Genomic DNA, 16,216 nt, shown 5'->3' with positions numbered 1-16,216 from the left:
TGCCCGTCACAGCGAGGCACCCGTCACAGCGAGGTGCCCGTCACAGCGAGGTGCCCGTCACACCGGCGGTCACAGCATCGGGTGGTGCCCCAACCCTCGGGCGACCGGGCCGCGCGGGGCCGGACGGTCCACCGACACCCCCTCGCCCGGCACGACGACCTCCTGGCCCGCAGCGACGGCGCCGCCGCCCTCGCACTCGACCTCGAGGTCGACGTCCGTGGGTGTGCTGCGCTTGACGACCGCGAGCGCGATCGGGCCCAACTCGTGGTGCCGCGCGACCGAGGTCACGGTGCCGACAGCGCGCTCACCGTCGCGCACCTCGGCGCCCGGGACCGGGAGCAGGTGCCCGGACCCGTCGAGGTGGAGCATCACCAGGCGTCGCGGCGGGCGCCCCATGTTGTGCACCCGCGCGATCGTCTCCTGCCCCCGGTAGCAGCCCTTGTGCAGGTGGACGGCGGTCCGCAGCCAGTCCAGCTCGTGCGGGATCGAGCGGTGGTCGACCTCGGTCGCGAGGCGCGGACGCCATGCCTCCACGCGCGCGGCCTCGGTGGCCCACGTCCCGACGACCCGCCAGCCGGCGGCCTCCCGCTCGGCGACCGCCGCCGCGAGCCCGCCGCGCGGCACCAGGACCAGCCGCCACGGCCGCTCGGCGCCCGGGTGCGCGGCGTCGTCCACGCCGTAGCGCGTCCCGCCAGGGAGCGTGCGCGGCCACGGGTCGCGCCACGTGACGGGTTCGTCGTCGCCGCCCTCGGCGTCGACCGGCTCCCCGAGCACCGCGTACTCGGCCGACACGTCCGCGACCTCGACGCGCAGCATGAACCTCATGCGGTCGAGCCAACCGGCGAGCGCTGCCGCCCGGGTGCCCTCGGTCACCAGCCAGGTCGCCTCGCCGTCGTCGACCACGCCCGCCGCGTGCTCGACGTGCCCCTGCGGGCTGAGCACGAGGAGCTCGGTCGAGGTGCGGGGCGCGAGGGTCGCGAGGTCCTGCGACGTGATCGAGTGCAGCCACGTGAGCCGGTCCGGCCCGGTCACGCGGACGACGCCGTGGTGCGAGAGGTCGGCGACCGCGCCGCCGGCCCGCAGCGCGCGCTGCTCTGCGGTGGGGTCGCCGTAGTGCCAGGCGACACCGGCGTCGGGCCCGGCGGCCGCGACGGCGCCGCGCCGCGAGAGCAGCGGGCTGCGGGTCGGGGTCGGCGTCGGGCTCGGCGTCGTCACGGGTGTCGGCGGATTCATTGCGGTCCCTCCAGTCGCGCCAGCCGGGCCGACGCGTAGCTCTGCAGCGGCTTGCCGAACGCCGCGAGGTCCCACGCCCACATGAGCTCACCCTGCACGAGCCCGTACAGCCGCGTCCCGGCGGAGACCTCGGCCGCGGACACGGTCCGCGCGACCAGGTCGCTCACGAGGTCGATGCGCCCGTTGCCGGCCGAGCCGACGTAGAGCGACAGGTGGCCGGCCGGGTCGGCGAGCAGCACCTCGACCGGGTGGTGGTCGGCGGGCAGGTCGTCGGGGCGCTCGGACGAGATGCGCCAGTACCCGGACTCGGTCGCCCACACGGGACCGGCGTCGTCGGCGGCGCTCTCGTGGACGACGCCGCCCTTGGTCTCGCGGATCACCCCGTCGACGAGCGCGGCCGGGTCGTCGGGCACGACGACGAGCCGCATCGTCGAGCTGTAGCGCAGGTACGGGCCGCCGTCGTGGCTGAACTCGACGTCCTGCATGAACGCCGACTCGTCGATCCCCGGGTAGCCGACGACGCCCTCGCCACGCCACCGCCCCACGAGCCACGCCAGCGGGTACACCTCGGGGGCGAGTCCGTCGGGAACGGCGAACGGCATGTGCGGAACCTCCATCGGCGGTCGACCCGCCTCGAGCGACGCCAGCGAGCGGCGACCAGCGGCTACCTCAGCGCTGGCCCTTGAAGAGCCGGAAGACCACCAGCCCGGCGATGCCGCCGATCGCCACGGTCGCCAGCACCAGCAGTCCGATGAAGAACACCTCGAGCGCATCCATGTGCCGATCCTAACGACGCACGGGACCTACGCTGACGCCGTGAGCAGCGCAGCGCGGTCCCTCGTGGTCAAGACGACGTCCGGCGCCGACCGGCCCGAGGCCTGCAACCAGGCCTTCACGGTCGCCGCCACGGCGGTGGCCGCCGGTGTCGAGGTGAGCCTGTGGCTCACGGGCGACGCCGCGTGGCTCGCCCTCCCCGGCCGCACCAGCGACATCTCGCTCGCCCATGCGGCCCCGCTCCAGGAGCTGCTCGAGGTGGTGCTGGGGTCGGGCACGGTCACGGTGTGCACCCAGTGCGCGGTGCGGCGCGGCATCACGCCCGAGGCAGTGGTCCCCGGCGTCCGCATCGCGGGCTCGGCGGTGTTCGTGGAGGAGTCGCTCGCGCCGGGCGCGCAGGCGCTCGTCTACTGAGGCGCAGCACGCCGCCGCCGACGCCCGAGGCTCAGCCGCCGACGACGCCGGGGGCTCAGCCGACCAGGACGCGGCCGACGACGTAGACCAGCACCCCGGTGACCGAGACGGGCAGCACGACGCCGGCCACCGCCGCCCACCGCCGGCGCAGCGAGGGGAGGTGGTCGAACAGCTCGTGCAGCGTCGCGCCGAGGATCCCGACCGCGAGCCCGATGAGAGCGCCGACCTGCGGCTCGATCCCGGGCACCAGCAGACCGGCGCCGGCGCCGGCGCCGGCACCCGCCGCCAGCGTGAGCAGCACACCGGTCCAGCCCGCCGCCGGCAGCGCCGACACCGCGGACGCGACCGCCAGCGCGATCGCGCCCGTCACCACGAGCGGCACGCCGCCGGCGGTCCGCCCGGCCGCGACCCAGCCGACGACCGACACGGCCACGAGCACGCCGGCGACGACGCCCGACACGGACTCGACCAGACGCTCGCGCCCGTCCCGGCGCACCAGCTCGCGGACGAACGCCAGCACGATCGAGAACGCGAGCACGAGCGGCAGCTCGCGCAGGTACGGCTCCCCGGCCGTGCGGTAGACCGCCGCGATCGCTGCCGCGGACGCGAGCACGAGGACCACCACCGCTCCGCGCGACGCCGGCAGGTCGGCCAGGCGCGGCCACCCGATCGCGAACACGAGCGTGAGCGCGCTGACCAGGCTCACGAGCGGCAGCTCGCCGACGTACGCCGCGGCAGCGACGAGTGCGGCGGCCGCGGCGGTGCACACGGCGCGCGTCGAGGCGTCCATCAGCAGCCCACCGCCGGGCTCCAGGCGCGCCTCGGGCGCGTCCGAACGGGGCGGGATGGGCCGAGCACGGGCACGAGTGTCGCAGATCAGCGGAGCCACCTGGCGATCGGCGGGGACGACCGCGGTGCGCGGTAGCCTGTCCTCCTCCAGCCCGGAGGGGGAACACCTCGGTGGCAGACCTGCTGCTCCTCACACCCACCACGGGCGGTTCGGCGCAGGTGCTCCCGGCCCTCGGGCTCCTGTCGCACCGCATCCGCGTGCTGCCGGTCGAACCGTCGGCCCTCGTCGACGCGCCGGAGTCCGACCTGGTGCTGCTCGACGCGCGCAAGGACCTCGTCAGCGCGCGGACGACGTGCCGCCTGCTCCGCGCCACCGGTCTCGACGTCCCGCTCGTGCTCGTGCTCACCGAGGGTGGGCTCACGGTCGTCACGGCCGAGTGGGGGATCGACGACCTGCTGCTCGAGGACGCGTCTCCCGCCGAGGTCGAGGCGCGCTTCCGGCTCGTGCTGGAGCGGGCCCACACGGCGGGCGCGCTGAACGCGCCCCGCGAGATCTCGTCCGGTGAGCTCACGATCGATGCGGGCGGCTACACCGCGCGGGTGCGCGGACGCCCGCTCGACCTCACGTACAAGGAGTTCGAGCTCCTCAAGTACCTGGCCCAGCACCCGGGGCGCGTGTTCACCCGGACCCAGCTGCTGCAGGAGGTCTGGGGCTACGACTACTACGGAGGCACGCGGACTGTCGACGTCCACGTGCGGCGCCTGCGGGCCAAGCTCGGGCTCGAGCACGAGCAGCTCATCGGGACGGTCCGGAACGTCGGCTACCGCTTCGACCCGCCGAAGGACCGGCGGGCGGGCAGCGAGGCCCCCGGAGGTGGCGTGGGCTCGTCGGGCTCGTCAGTGCGCTCGCGCGCCGGGGCGTGAGGCTCCCGCACCGGCCCGCGCGCCCGGTAGGTTCACGCGGGTGATCGTCGACTCGAGCGCCGTCCTGGTGCCCGGCCCCTGGCGGCACCAGTTCGTGCCGGCCAACGCCGCGCGGTTCCACGTCGCCGTGGCGGGCCCGGAGGACCGTGACGTCCCCCTCGTCGTCCTGCTGCACGGGTTCCCGCAGTTCTGGTGGGCCTGGCGGCACCAGCTCGAGGCGCTGGGCGCGGCGGGGTACCGCGTCGCCGCGATGGACCTGCGTGGCACCGGAGCCTCCGACAAGCCGCCGCAGGGCTACGACGTCCCGACCCTCGCCCAGGACGTCGCCGGACTCGTCCGCTCCCTCGGCGCCGACCGCGCCGTCGTCGTCGGGCACGGTCTGGGTGGTGGTGTCGCCTGGTCCATGCCCGCGCTGCAGCCGGGAGTCACCCAGGCGGTCGGCGCCGTCGCGGCGCCGCACCCCCTGCGCTTCCACGCGGCGCTGCGCCGCTCGCCCCGACTGACCGCGGTCCGCCGGATGGCGTACTTCCAGCTGCCCTCGCTCCCCGAGCGAGCGCTCATCCGGACGGACCTGAGCGTGCGGCTCCTGCGCGAGTGGGGCGCGTCGGGGTGGGCCGACGCCGAGGCCCACGCCACGTACCGCGCCGCGATGCGCGTGCCGTTCGCCGCGCACAGCGCGATGGAGCAGGTCCGCTGGCTCGTCCGGTCGACCCCGCGCGCCGACGGTCGCCGTTACCTCTCGGCGATGGAGTCCCCCGCCGACGTCCCGACGCTCCAGCTGCACGGGACCGCGGACCGGTTCATCCCCGCGCGGCACGCCCGGCTGCGCGACTCGGAGCTCGAGCTCGGCGGACCGCAGCACCGGTTCGAGCTGGTGCCCGGCGCGGGACACTTCCCGTGCGAGGAGGCCCCCGCGCGGGTGACCGAGCTCCTCACCGACTGGCTCGCGGAGGTCGCGCCCCTCGGCACGTGAGCGGGCGCGGCACGTGAGCAGGGCGTCGTCCGTGCGCAGGGCGTCGTCCGCGCGCAGGGCGTCGTGCGGGTCAGCCCTTGACCATGGCCGCGGCCTTGGTCGGGTCGATCTCGCCGATGCCGAACGACGGGCAGTCCGCGGAGATCGGGCACGCCCCGCACGCGGGCCTGCGGGCGAAGCAGGTCCGTCGGCCGTGGAAGATCAGGCGGTGGGAGACCATCGTCCACTCGCGCTTCTCGATCAGGGCGGCGACGTCCCGCTCGACCCTGACCGGGTCGTCCTGCGCCGACCAGGCGAGCCGGCGCGCGAGCCGACCGACGTGGGTGTCGACCGTGATGCCGGGGATGCCGAAGGCGTTGCCGAGGACGACGTTCGCCGTCTTGCGCCCCACGCCCGGCAGCGTCACCAGGTCGTCGAGGCGCGCGGGGACCTCGCCGTCGAACCGCTCGACCAGCTCACGGCCGATGCCCATGAGCGCGTCCGTCTTGGCGCGGAAGAACCCGGTCGAGCGGATCAGCTCCTCGAGCTCGACGCGGTCCGCTCCCGCATAGGCCCACGCGTCCGGGTACAGCGCGAACAGGGCGGGGGTGACGAGGTTGACCCGGACGTCCGTGCTCTGGGCGGAGAGCACCGTGGCGACGAGCAGCTCGAGCGGCGTCGTGAAGTCGAGCTCGCAGCGGGCGTCGGGATAGCGCGCGGCGAGCGTGCGGTTGATGCGCCGCGCCCGCCGGACGAGCGCCGGCGGGGGCACGGGCGCGGGGACGCGGTCCGGCGTGGCTGCCACGGTGCGAGCCTAGCGCGCTGCTCCCTGCGGGTGAGCGCCCGCGCAGAACGGATGAACGCGAGCCCGAGTTCTCAAGTCACCTGGTCAGGCCGCCGAAATCAGGTCCGGACGGGCGGTACGGACACTGCCCCCGACACAGGGCTCAGCCTTGCAGGACGGTGGTGAGGACGACGACCCGCAGCGGAACGCTCGCCCTCTCCGACCTCCGCCACTCCCGCCGGGCCCTCCGGGCCGAGCGTGCCCGCGTCGCGCGCTGGCGCCGTCTGCTCCGCGCCCGCATGGACCTCGCGGTCGCGGCCGCGCTCATGCCCGATCCCCTGGGGTACGACACGGGCGGGGTGCTGCCGGTCGACGCCGGCGCCGGGCTCCCGTCCGCGGTCGAGCTCGTGAGCGCCGTGCGCGACGGCGCTCCTCCGGCCGAGCTCGACCGTCTCGAGTCGCTGCGGGAGCTCGACCGCAGGCTCGCGACCTACGAGTCGACGGTCGTCCGCGCCCTGCACGGGACCACGGACGAGTTCATCCGGCGGCTCGCGATGGACCCGGTCGCGGGACTGCGCGGACTGGCAGACATCCCCTGAGGACCCGTGATGGGGCAGACTGTCAGCCGGATGTGACGGTCGGCACGGGTGAGGACGGGCGCGTGGAGAACGACGTGGTGCTCACGGCACCGCTGTTCGCGGACATGGACGTGGAGCAGACGCAGGCGCTTCGGGCGTCCCTGACCCCGATCGAGCTGGCGCGCGGCGACGTGCTGTTCCACGAGGGCGAGCCCGGAGACCGGCTCTACGTGATCGAGCGCGGCAAGATCAAGCTCGGCCGGCGGTCCAACGACGGCCGGGAGAACCTGCTCAGCGTGCTGGGTCCCGGCGAGATGTTCGGCGAGCTCTCGCTGTTCGACCCCGGTCCCCGCACCGCGACGGCGAGCGTCGTCGCCGATGCGCGCCTGCAGGAGCTGGCCCACCGCGACCTCGTGGCGTGGCTGCAGACGAACCCCGCGGTCGCCAAGCACCTGCTCCAGGCGCTCGCCCGCCGGCTGCGCCGCACCAACGAGGCGCTGGCCGACCTGGTGTTCTCGGACGTGCCGGGACGTGTCGCCAAGGCGCTGCTCGACCTGTCGACCCGCTTCGGCGAGCCGGTCGAGGACGGTCTGCGGGTCGCGCACGACCTGACGCAGGAGGAGCTCGCGCAGCTCGTCGGCGCCTCACGCGAGACGGTCAACAAGGCGCTCGCGGACTTCGCCGCACGGGGCTGGGTCCGCCGGGAGGGGCGCGCCGTCGTCCTCCTCGACGTCGACCGCCTGGAGCGACGGGCCCGCTAGCTCGCGGCCGTCATCGCAGGTCGCGGCCCGTCGATCACCGGACCTCGACGAGGAGCTCCACCTCGACGGGGGCGTCCAACGGGAGGACGGCGACGCCGACGGCGCTGCGCGCGTGCACCCCGGCGTCGCCGAAGATCGAGCCGAGCAGGTCGCTCGCGCCGTTGACGACCTGCGGCTGCCCCGTGAACCCGGGGTCGCTGGCGACGTACCCGACCACCTTGACGACCCGGACGATCTGGTCGAGGTCGCCGATGAGCGCCTCGATGGCCGCGAGCGCGTTGAGGGCCGCCGTCCCGGCATACCCCGCCGCGTCGATCGGGTCCACGAGGCCGTCGCCCACGCCCACCTTGCCCGTGGCGGGGAGCGCGCCGGAGACGAACGGCAGCTGACCCGAGGTGTAGACGAACTTGCCGGCCTGCACCGCGGGCACGTACGTCGCCACGGGAGGAGCCGCCGTCGGCAGCGTCAGCCCGAGCTGCGCGATCCGGTCGGCGACCGTACCCATCAGGCGCTCGTCGGCCGCTTGAGGTACGCGACCAGCCCGGCGTCGGGACCCTGCACGACCTGCACGAGCTCCCAGCCGTCCGACCCCCACTGGTCGAGGATCGCCTTGGTGGCGTGGATGATGAGTGGAACGGTCGCGTACTCCCACGTGGTGGCCATGGCCGCAGCCTACTGGGCAAGGTTCGCGAGTGGTCGGGGTTCGGCTACTCGCCGGGATCGGGATCGGGCGGGAGCCCCTCGACCACGAGGTGCTCGTACCAGGACGCGACGTCGGGCCGGCGCCGCAGGAGCGCCCGCCGTTCTCGCTCGGTCATCCCGCCCCAGACGCCGAACTCGACGCGGTTGTCGAGCGCATCCGCCAGACATTCGAGCCGAACGATGCAACCCTGGCAGACCGCACGCGCCGAGCGCTGCGCCGCTCCCTGGACGAACAGGTCGTCCGGGGCCAGGTCGAGGCACGCTCCGCGCGCGGTCCAGTTCGCGTCATCCACCAGTGCTCTCACGCCAGTTGCGCCTTTCGCCGTGAGCCGCACAGAGTGGCGCAAATCGACCATCTCGCGCCAGGTGTTCGCTCCACAAGACCCCGATCGGGTGGTGGTGGCCGGCCACTTGCGGTGCGGGGCGTCGTGTGGGATAGGTGTGGAGGTCCGGTAGAGGTCGGGGTCGGCGGCACGTCCCCTCACGGGTCGGGCGAAGCGCTCCCGTACCCTGAGGAGCATGGCTACTTCTGCGCGTCCTGGCGGCCGCCAGGTCAACCTGCTCCAGGCGCTCGCGCTCCTGCTGGCGTTCCTGCTGATCGCGGGGGTCGGCGGCGTGCTCGCGGCGGGGCTCGTGCTGCCGGCGGTCGCGGGAGCGAGCGTGGTCGCCGACGCCACCACCGAGGTGTTCGACGACCTGCCGACCGAGCTCGACGAGCAGCCGCTCTCGCAGAAGTCGACCGTGCTGGCCAACGACGGCACGACCGTGCTGGCCACGTTCTACCTCGAGAACCGCATCGTGGTGCCGCTCGAGGCGATCGCGCCGGTCATGCAGCAGGCGGTCGTCGCGACCGAGGACAAGCGGTTCTTCGAGCACGGCGGCATCGACCCCACCGGCATGGTCCGTGCGGCGGCCAAGAACGCGCTGACCGACGACGTCGAGGGCGCCTCGACGCTCACGCAGCAGTACGTCAAGAACGTGCTCATCGAGGCCGCGGCGCGCGAGGGCGACACCGACGCGATCGCCGCCGCACGCGAGGCCGAGGGCACGGCCGGCGTGAGCCGCAAGCTCCGCGAGGCCAAGCTCGCCATCGCGCTCGAGCAGAAGTACTCCAAGGAGGAGATCCTCGCCCGCTACCTCAACATCGCCTCCTTCGGCGCCTCGGTGTACGGCGTCGAGGCCGCCTCGCAGTTCTACTTCAGCAAGCCCGCGGCCGAGCTCAACTACCTCGAGGCCGCGACGCTCGCGGGCGTCACGCAGAGCCCCACGAAGTGGGATCCCGTCGTCAACCCCGAGAACTCGACCTCCCGGCGCAACACGGTCCTCGGGCTCATGCTCGCGCAGGACATCATCGACCGGGCCCAGTACGACGCCGGGATCGCGACGCCGCTCGTGAGCGTGGAGGAGGGCGGTTACCTCAACGTCCAGGGCACCGGCCTCGGCTGCATGACGGCGAACGCCGTCGCCCAGTCCGGGTACTTCTGCGACTACGTCACCAAGGTCATCACGAACAACCCGGCGTTCGGCGAGACGCCCGAGCAGCGCAAGCAGCTGCTCTACCGCGGCGGGCTGACCATCACGACGACGCTCGACCCCCGCATGCAGGCGATCGCCGATGCCGAGGTCAAGGCCGGGATCCCTGTCGACGACCCGTCCGGGGTCGCGTCGGCCATCTCGGTGGTCGAGCCGGGCACCGGCAAGATCCTCGCGATGGCGCAGAACCGGATCTACAACAACACGTCGACCGCGGGCGACCGCGAGACGGCGGTCAACTACAACACCGACAGCGCCTACGGTTCGTCGAAGGGCTTCGCACCCGGGTCGACGTTCAAGCCGTTCACGCTCGCGCAGTGGCTCAAGGAGGGGCGCAGCCTCAACGAGACCATCGACGCCCGGAAGATGACCTACCAGCTCCGCGAGTTCAACGCGCCCTGCACCAACCTGGGTGGCGGCGAGTACAAGTTCGGCAACGCCGAGGGCACCGGCGGCGTGATGAGCGTCATGGACGCCACCCGCAACTCGGTGAACTCCGGCTACATCCGTATGGCGAGCGAGCTCAACCTCTGCGGGATCCTCGACACGGCCAAGTCGCTCGGGATCCACCAGGCGAACGGCAGCGACTTCAAGGTCGTCGCGGCGAACGTGCTCGGCAGCGACTCGGTGGCGCCCCTCACGATGGCCGCCGCCTTCGCGGCCTTCGCAGCGAACGGCACCTTCTGCGAGCCGATCGCCATCACGCGCGTCGTCGATGCCGCTGGTGCCGAGCTTCCGGTCCCGTCGAGCAACTGCCGCCAGGCGCTCGAGCCGCGCATCGCCTCGGCCATGAACTACGCGCTCAGCCAGGTCTGGCAGGGCACCGCCAGGGGTCTCGGCGGCCTGGGAGACCGCCCGTCGGCAGGCAAGACCGGGACGACGTCGCAGAACGAGTACACCTGGTTCGTCGGCTACACGCCGCAGCTCGCCACCGCCGTGTGGGCCGGGTACCCGGACGCGATGGTGCCGGTGCAGGGGGTGACCATCAACGGCAGGTACGTCCGGAACGCGTACGGCTCGACCGTCGCCGCCCCGACGTGGCAGCGGTTCATGCGACAGGCGTCCGAGGGCATGCCCGTCGTGCCGTTCCCCGCCGCCTCCCCCACGGAGATCGAGGGCCAGCGCGGCGCCGTGCCCGACGTCGTGGGCAGGTCGGAGGCGGACGCTCGGGCGACCCTCCGGGGCGCCGGGTTCAACGTCCGTACGTCAGGTCAGCAGGCCCCGTCGTCCGCCCCCGCGGGCACCGTGGGATCGACGTCGCCGGGTGCCGGCGCACGCGTGGCGCGCGGCGCGATGATCACCCTCGTGATCTCGAGCGGGCCGGCAACCCAGCCGGCCGAGAACACCGTGGCGCCCCCGCCCCGCGGTCCTGAGGGGGACGCCGGTGACCGGAACGGCGACGGGCGGGGCGGCGACGGTCGGGGCGGCGACGGCCGTGGCAACCGCGACTGACGGCCTGTGAGCCACCCTCTCCGGGCCGCGACGGGCGCCGCGGCCGCCCTCGCGACCGTCGGCGTCGCGGCCCTCGCCTGGGCAGCCCTCGTCGAGGTCCGCTGGTACGCCCTGCGCGAGGTCACCATCCCGGTGCTGCCGCCTGGCCAACCTCCGCTGCGGGTGCTGCACCTCTCCGACCTGCACCTGGTGCCGTCGCAGCAGCGCAAGATCGACTGGGTCCGCGATCTCGCGTCGCTGCGCCCCGACCTCGTGCTCGACACGGGTGACAACATTGCCCACGTCGACGCCCTGCCGAGCCTCGTGCACGCCCTGGAGCCCCTGCTCGGCACGCCGGGCGCGTTCGTCATGGGGTCGAACGACTACTTCGCCCCGCAGCCCAAGAACCCGGCCCGGTACCTCCTGTCCGACGCTCGTCGTCGCGAGGCGCCCGAGCTGCGCGAGCTCCCGGCGGACAAGTTCGCGCGCGAGCTCACCGACGCGGGCTGGAAGGACCTCGGCAACCGGCGCGACGTCGTCGTCGTCGACGGTCGGCGGGTGTCGCTCGTCGGTACGGACGACGCCCACCTCGACCGCGACCGCATCCCCACCGCGGGCGGCACCGACGACGCGCGCACCGGCGCCGACCCGGTGGACCTCCACCTCGGCGTCACGCACGCGCCGTACCTGCGGGTGCTGCGGCAGATGCACGACGACGGCGTCGACGCGATCATCGCCGGGCACACGCACGGCGGGCAGCTCGCCCTGCCGCTCTACGGCGCGCTCGTCACCAACTGCGACCTCGACCGTGGCCGCGCCAAGGGGCTGCACGGCTGGCCGGGAGCCCGCCCCGACGAGCCCGGGGGCAAGGGGTCGACCTGGCTGCACGTCTCGGCAGGCCTCGGGACGTCGCCGTACGCGCCCGTCCGGTTCGCGTGCCGCCCCGAGGCGTCGCTGCTCACGCTGGTCGCGCGCGCGGCCTGACTCCACGCGCGCAGCCAGGCTGAGACCGTGGGCAGCCGGTTTCGTCGCACCCCCGTGCGTCGGCTATCCTGGGCGGGCTCAATCGGGGTGTGGCGCAGCTTGGTAGCGCGCTTCGTTCGGGACGAAGAGGTCGTGGGTTCGAATCCCGCCACCCCGACGGTTGAGGAAGGCCCCTGGTCGGCGGAGACGCGGACCAGGGGCCTTGACCCTGCCACGCCTGCACCGTCAGAGGCACGCTGCGCGTGATCACTCACAGGCAGCCGTGTGCCGCAGGTCGTGCAGGGTGCGGCCGCGGCCGACATCGTTCCACCCGTGTCGCTTCACGACGTCGGAGCGAGCCCACGGGCGAGCAGGCCGTCTTGCGATCCGCTGATCGCCGCCGCGATGACCCTGCCGACGTGGAGTCTGCGGAACGGAACCCCGTCGGCAGGATCGTCTCGGTCCGGGTCCTGCCGGACTGCGGACCGAGGGTCGGCAGTAGGTCGCGGTCCGTGTTCAGCGTGGTGCCACCTACCCGCACAGCCCCGCTTCTCCAGCCAGTCGACCAGTAGGGCCTCGACGGTGACCTCGCCCATTCCTCGGGTCGATATCCGAGCTCGTCGAACGCACCACGCTGCCGCCGCTCCCAGTCGGCCGCCGCCCGCTCGGTCTCGAATCTGCGGGTGGCGACGACCTGTGTAGCCGACCTCGTCGATGATATGCAGCTTGTAGCGGCGAGGCTTGTGAGCTCGTGTGCGAGGCGTCCGGTGTCGTGGGCGGCCTTGACGCCGAGGGCGATGCCGTGGGTCTTGCCGACCCCGGGCGGGCCGAGCGGCACGACGTTCTCGGCCTTGGCGACGAACGTCGTGGTCGCCAGGTGGGTGAGGATGTCGCGGTGCAGGCGAACCCCCGACGGCCGGGCACGGCATCATGCTCTCGTGGCGTGATAGCGTCAGATATCTAGGAGGTGGACCCATGCCAGACGTCCTGATCCGCAACTTACCCGCCGAGGACCTGACCCTGCTCGATGAGCAGGCAGCGAGGCTCGGCATCTCACGGACCGAGTACCTGCGTCGGCACCTGCACCGCGAGGCTCGACGGACCGTCGGGCCGGTTACTGCGGCGGACCTGCGCGCACTCGGAGATCTCGTCGCCGACCTCGCCGACGAGACGGTGATGTCCGACGCCTGGTCATGACGACGTCCTGGCTGATCGACAAGTCTGCGCTCGTCAGGCTGGGCCAGAGCGCCGACGCCGAGGAATGGGCCAACCGGATCGAACGCGGAATGGTCGCAATTACTACAGTGACTCTGCTTGAAGCCGGCTTCTCGGCCCGGTCCGCCGACGACCTCGGGCGCACGCTGAGCTCCGCGCCGGTGGGATCGATGCCTGTGGAGTACCTGACGCCCGCCGCCGAGGACCGAGCCGTCCAGGTACAGCGACTGCTGGCCGAGCGTGGCCGGCATCGCGCCCCCTCCATCCCTGATCTCCTCGTCGCAGCGGCGGCCGAGCTGACGCAACGGACGGTCCTCCACCTGGACAAGGACTTCGACCTCATCGCCGACCTGACCGGGCAGCCGATGGAACGCCTTCGCGTCGAGTGAGCCGGGCGCTGACCCCAGAATCACCCCCACACCGCACTCAGCGGCCCAGAAGGACTCTCCCCTCGGAGAACCAGCGAGATTCCGCACCCGGGACGTTCGGGACGAAGAGGTCGTGGGTTCGAATCCCGCCACCCCGATCCCGCCACCCGACGGTTGAGGAAGGCTCCTGGTCGGCGGAGACGCCTGTCAGGGCCTTTCGCGTGCTCGGGCCTTTCGCATGCTCGGGCCTTTCGCATGCTCGTGGCCTTTCGCAGGCTCGCGCGACGGCTCCGCGGCTCCCCGGGCCGTCAGCATCGCGATGCCGACCATGACCCAACCGACGCCGAACGGCAGGAAGAACAGCACCAGCGCGGTCTGCTCGTTGGACGCGAGCATCGCGGCACCGCCCGCCACGAGGGCGACGCCGGCCCACGACGAGATCACACGGGCGCGCAGCACTGCCACCCCGACGAGCACCAGTCGGACCGACGCGAGCAGGATCCCTGGGCCCACGAAGAGCGGCATGGCGCTCCAGTCGCCGCCGTACACCAGCGACTGGAGCCCGCCCCCGAGAGCCAGGACGACGAACCCCGCGGCTGCCGCCAAGACCCCACGGCGGCCCAGCCGGCCCCAGCGCCCGGTCGCGCGGGCCGCGGTGACGAGGGCCGCGGCCGCGACGCCGAGCAGCAGCGCGGCGGCGACGAGGAGCGGCGCCTCCCACGGGCCCGGCGAACGCATCCGAGACACCGCGCACCCCGCACCGACGCATCCGACCGGCCGCGCCGCGTGGAGCAGCACGACCGCGACCCACAGCAGTCCGCCGACGATCGCAGCAGGACCACTCACGCGTGTGGTCAGGGTCGGCATGGCACCTTTCTCTCCGCAGGACGGACGTCGGCACATCCGACCAGGCCGCCGGATGCGGCACAAGGGATCGATCAGGCGATTCGCACCCATGCGGCGCATCGCACGGACACGGTCCACACCTACGCTGCCCGCACGTACGCTCGGCGCATGCCCATCCCCGACTTCGTCAGCCGCCTGCGCGCCCGCGTCGGCACGGACCTGTTGTGGCTGCCGGGCGTGAGCGCCGTCGTCGTCGACGAGGACGGGCGGCTCCTGCTCGGGCGACGGGCCGACAACGGACGATGGGCCGTCGTCAGCGGGATCCTCGAGCCGGGCGAGCAGCCCGCGCACGCGGCGGTCCGCGAGGTCCGGGAGGAGACCGGGGTCGACGCCGTCACCGTCGCCCTGGTCGCGGTGTCGTCGGACCGCGAGAGGGTCGTCTACGAGAACGGCGACCAGGCGCAGTACGTCGATCTCACGTTCCTGTGCCGACCGGTCGGCGGCGAGGCGCACGTGGGCGACGACGAGTCGACCGAGGTCGGCTGGTTCCCTCCGGACGCACTGCCGGAGCCGATGACGCGGACGTCACGGGAACGGATCGCGCACGCCCTCGCCTACCGCGCCGACCCGGCGCGCGGCACCTGGTTCGACCCGCCGCCGAGCTGACCCGACGGCTCCCCCACACGGTGTCAGGCACAGCGCGCGTCAGGCACAGCGCGTGTCAGACACAGCGCGCGCCCCCGTACGCGTCACGCCTGACACGTCAGCCATGAGCACGTCGACGGACGCGGTGTCAGGCACAGCGCGCGCCGGGGCGCGCGCTGTGTCTGACACGCTTCAGCCGGCGACGCGCTCCCCTGCGAGCTTCTCCACGAGCAGCTCCGCGATCTGCACCGCGTTGAGCGCCGCACCCTTGCGCAGGTTGTCGTTGCTCACGAACAGCGCGAGCCCGCGCGCGTCGGGCACGCCCGGGTCCTGCCGGAGCCGCCCCACGTACGACGGGTCCTGACCTGCCGCCTGGAGCGGGTTCGGCACACCCGTCAGCTCTACGCCGGGCGCGCCCAGCAGCAGCTCCTGCGCGCGTGCAACCGTCATCGGCCGCGCGAACTCGGCGTTGATCGAGAGCGAGTGCCCGGTGAAGACGGGCACACGCACGCACGTCCCCGACACGCGCAGCTCGGGGATGCCGAGGATCTTGCGCGACTCGTTGCGGAGCTTCTGCTCCTCGTCGGTCTCGAGCGACCCGTCCTCGACCAGGTTGCCGGCCAGCGGCACCACGTTGAACGCGATCGGGCGCACGTACTTCTCCGGCTCCGGGAAGGTGAGGGCCGCGCCGTCGTGCACGAGGTCCGTCAGCGAGCCGCCCTGCTCGGAGACCGCCTTCACCTGACCCGCGAGCTCCTCGGCGCCCGCGAGCCCGCTGCCCGAGACCGCCTGGTAGGTGCTCACCACGAGGCGCTCGAGACCCGCCTCGTCGTGCAGCACCTTGAGGACCGGCATCGCGGCCATCGTGGTGCAGTTCGGGTTGGCGATGATGCCCTTGCGCGCCTCGCGCACCGCCCCCGGGTTGACCTCCGAGACGACGAGCGGCACGTCGGGGTCCATCCGCCAGGCGGACGAGTTGTCGATGACCACGACGCCGGCCGCGGCGAACCTTGGAGCCTGCGCCTTCGAGGTCGCTCCCCCGGCGGAGAACAGCGCGAGGTCGAGGCCGGTCGGGTCCGCGGTCGCGGCGTCCTCGACGACGACGTCGCTCCCCTTCCAGGGCAGGGTCGTGCCGGCCGAGCGGGCCGAGGCGAAGAATCGGATCTGCTCGACCGGGAAGTCGCGCTCCTCGAGGAGCCGGCGGATCACGGCGCCGACCTGCCCGGTCGCGCCGACGACGCCGACGCGCAGGCCGTGCTGGGCCTGCGAGCCGCGCTGGGTGTTCTCGCTGAGGTTGCTCATCG

General features: G+C 73.2%; 19 protein-coding genes, 1 tRNA gene and 1 pseudogene. 11 read left to right on the top strand and 10 right to left on the bottom strand.

The window, feature by feature from the left end; all coding sequences use genetic code 11:
- Positions 1–69 precede the first annotated feature (69 nt).
- Positions 70–1,233 carry a CAF17-like 4Fe-4S cluster assembly/insertion protein YgfZ gene (gene ygfZ, locus HIR71_RS00505; RefSeq protein WP_169322648.1) on the bottom strand — a complete coding sequence of 388 codons (1,164 nt, stop codon included), beginning with the start codon at positions 1,231–1,233 and terminating at the stop codon, positions 70–72.
- Complete coding sequence (locus HIR71_RS00500) at positions 1,230–1,835, bottom strand: heme-binding beta-barrel domain-containing protein (protein ID WP_169322647.1); 606 nt, start codon at positions 1,833–1,835, stop codon at positions 1,230–1,232. The genes ygfZ and HIR71_RS00500 overlap by 4 nt, the downstream gene beginning before the upstream one ends.
- A gap of 214 nt (positions 1,836–2,049) precedes the next feature.
- Here HIR71_RS00500 and HIR71_RS00495 point away from each other — a divergent pair, with 214 nt between their 5' ends.
- A complete protein-coding gene (locus HIR71_RS00495) occupies positions 2,050–2,421 on the top strand; it encodes a DsrE family protein (RefSeq protein WP_169322646.1) in 372 nt (123 codons plus the stop codon).
- A gap of 55 nt (positions 2,422–2,476) precedes the next feature.
- Here the strand turns inward: HIR71_RS00495 and HIR71_RS00490 are convergent, their stop codons facing one another.
- A complete protein-coding gene (locus tag HIR71_RS00490; protein WP_169322645.1) occupies positions 2,477–3,211 on the bottom strand; it encodes a hypothetical protein in 735 nt (244 codons plus the stop codon).
- A gap of 170 nt (positions 3,212–3,381) precedes the next feature.
- Here HIR71_RS00490 and HIR71_RS00485 point away from each other — a divergent pair, with 170 nt between their 5' ends.
- Positions 3,382–4,134: a response regulator transcription factor gene (locus HIR71_RS00485; protein ID WP_169322644.1), complete on the top strand. Its 753-nt coding sequence runs from the start codon at positions 3,382–3,384 to the stop codon at positions 4,132–4,134.
- A gap of 40 nt (positions 4,135–4,174) precedes the next feature.
- Complete coding sequence (locus tag HIR71_RS00480) at positions 4,175–5,107, top strand: alpha/beta fold hydrolase (protein WP_169322643.1); 933 nt, start codon at positions 4,175–4,177, stop codon at positions 5,105–5,107.
- Between the two features lie 70 nt (positions 5,108–5,177).
- Here HIR71_RS00480 and nth read toward each other — a convergent pair whose 3' ends face one another.
- On the bottom strand, positions 5,178–5,891 hold the full coding sequence (gene nth / locus HIR71_RS00475; RefSeq protein ID WP_311835997.1) for an endonuclease III: 714 nt from the start codon (positions 5,889–5,891) through the stop codon (positions 5,178–5,180).
- A gap of 161 nt (positions 5,892–6,052) precedes the next feature.
- Here nth and HIR71_RS00470 point away from each other — a divergent pair, with 161 nt between their 5' ends.
- Positions 6,053–6,469: a hypothetical protein gene (locus HIR71_RS00470; protein WP_169322642.1), complete on the top strand. Its 417-nt coding sequence runs from the start codon at positions 6,053–6,055 to the stop codon at positions 6,467–6,469.
- A 62-nt stretch (positions 6,470–6,531) separates the two neighbouring features.
- Entirely contained in the window at positions 6,532–7,209 is a 678-nt protein-coding gene (locus HIR71_RS00465) for a Crp/Fnr family transcriptional regulator (protein WP_169322641.1), read from the top strand.
- A 34-nt stretch (positions 7,210–7,243) separates the two neighbouring features.
- Here the strand turns inward: HIR71_RS00465 and HIR71_RS00460 are convergent, their stop codons facing one another.
- The 3 genes from HIR71_RS00460 to HIR71_RS00450 are packed head-to-tail and all read right to left on the bottom strand — an operon-like array spanning position 7,244 to position 8,216.
- Positions 7,244–7,714, bottom strand: a complete 471-nt coding sequence (locus HIR71_RS00460) for a RidA family protein (RefSeq protein WP_169322640.1) — start codon at positions 7,712–7,714, stop codon at positions 7,244–7,246.
- Positions 7,714–7,872, bottom strand: coding sequence for a DUF4177 domain-containing protein (locus tag HIR71_RS00455; RefSeq protein WP_169322639.1), 159 nt, complete (start codon positions 7,870–7,872; stop codon positions 7,714–7,716). The genes HIR71_RS00460 and HIR71_RS00455 overlap by 1 nt, the downstream gene beginning before the upstream one ends.
- Positions 7,873–7,916: 44 nt before the next feature.
- Positions 7,917–8,216 carry a WhiB family transcriptional regulator gene (locus HIR71_RS00450; RefSeq protein WP_311835996.1) on the bottom strand — a complete coding sequence of 100 codons (300 nt, stop codon included), beginning with the start codon at positions 8,214–8,216 and terminating at the stop codon, positions 7,917–7,919.
- A gap of 214 nt (positions 8,217–8,430) precedes the next feature.
- On the opposite strand from HIR71_RS00450, the gene HIR71_RS00445 reads away from it, so the two are divergent.
- The 3 genes from HIR71_RS00445 to HIR71_RS00435 all read left to right on the top strand — a co-directional run bounded on the left by HIR71_RS00445 (position 8,431) and on the right by HIR71_RS00435 (position 12,016).
- Positions 8,431–10,896: a penicillin-binding protein gene (locus HIR71_RS00445; protein ID WP_169322637.1), complete on the top strand. Its 2,466-nt coding sequence runs from the start codon at positions 8,431–8,433 to the stop codon at positions 10,894–10,896.
- Between the two features lie 6 nt (positions 10,897–10,902).
- A complete protein-coding gene (locus HIR71_RS00440; protein WP_169322636.1) occupies positions 10,903–11,859 on the top strand; it encodes a metallophosphoesterase in 957 nt (318 codons plus the stop codon).
- Positions 11,860–11,942: 83 nt separating this feature from the next.
- Positions 11,943–12,016, top strand: a tRNA-Pro gene (locus tag HIR71_RS00435).
- A 590-nt stretch (positions 12,017–12,606) separates the two neighbouring features.
- Here the strand turns inward: HIR71_RS00435 and HIR71_RS16310 are convergent.
- Positions 12,607–12,700, bottom strand: a pseudogene (locus HIR71_RS16310) (ATP-binding protein); the annotation flags it as partial.
- Between the two features lie 113 nt (positions 12,701–12,813).
- On the opposite strand from HIR71_RS16310, the gene vapB reads away from it, so the two are divergent.
- Positions 12,814–13,035 (top strand): type II toxin-antitoxin system VapB family antitoxin, encoded by a 222-nt coding sequence (gene vapB / locus HIR71_RS00425; RefSeq protein ID WP_169322635.1) that lies wholly within the window; start codon positions 12,814–12,816, stop codon positions 13,033–13,035.
- Positions 13,032–13,442, top strand: a complete 411-nt coding sequence (locus HIR71_RS00420) for a PIN domain nuclease (RefSeq protein ID WP_169322634.1) — start codon at positions 13,032–13,034, stop codon at positions 13,440–13,442. Before vapB ends, HIR71_RS00420 begins: the two co-directional genes overlap by 4 nt.
- Positions 13,443–13,628: 186 nt before the next feature.
- Here HIR71_RS00420 and HIR71_RS00415 read toward each other — a convergent pair whose 3' ends face one another.
- Complete coding sequence (locus HIR71_RS00415) at positions 13,629–14,288, bottom strand: hypothetical protein (RefSeq protein WP_169322633.1); 660 nt, start codon at positions 14,286–14,288, stop codon at positions 13,629–13,631.
- Between the two features lie 147 nt (positions 14,289–14,435).
- Here HIR71_RS00415 and HIR71_RS00410 point away from each other — a divergent pair, with 147 nt between their 5' ends.
- Complete coding sequence (locus HIR71_RS00410) at positions 14,436–14,933, top strand: NUDIX hydrolase (protein ID WP_169322632.1); 498 nt, start codon at positions 14,436–14,438, stop codon at positions 14,931–14,933.
- 171 nt (positions 14,934–15,104) lie between these two features.
- Here the strand turns inward: HIR71_RS00410 and HIR71_RS00405 are convergent, their stop codons facing one another.
- On the bottom strand, positions 15,105–16,214 hold the full coding sequence (locus HIR71_RS00405; protein ID WP_169322631.1) for an aspartate-semialdehyde dehydrogenase: 1,110 nt from the start codon (positions 16,212–16,214) through the stop codon (positions 15,105–15,107).
- Between the last annotated feature and the right edge of the window lie 2 nt (positions 16,215–16,216).

Origin of the sequence: Cellulomonas fimi (assembly GCF_012952065.1) — a bacterium.
GTDB lineage: Bacteria > Actinomycetota > Actinomycetes > Actinomycetales > Cellulomonadaceae > Pengzhenrongella > Pengzhenrongella fimi_A.
This window is presented reverse-complemented; position numbering and strand designations above follow the sequence as displayed.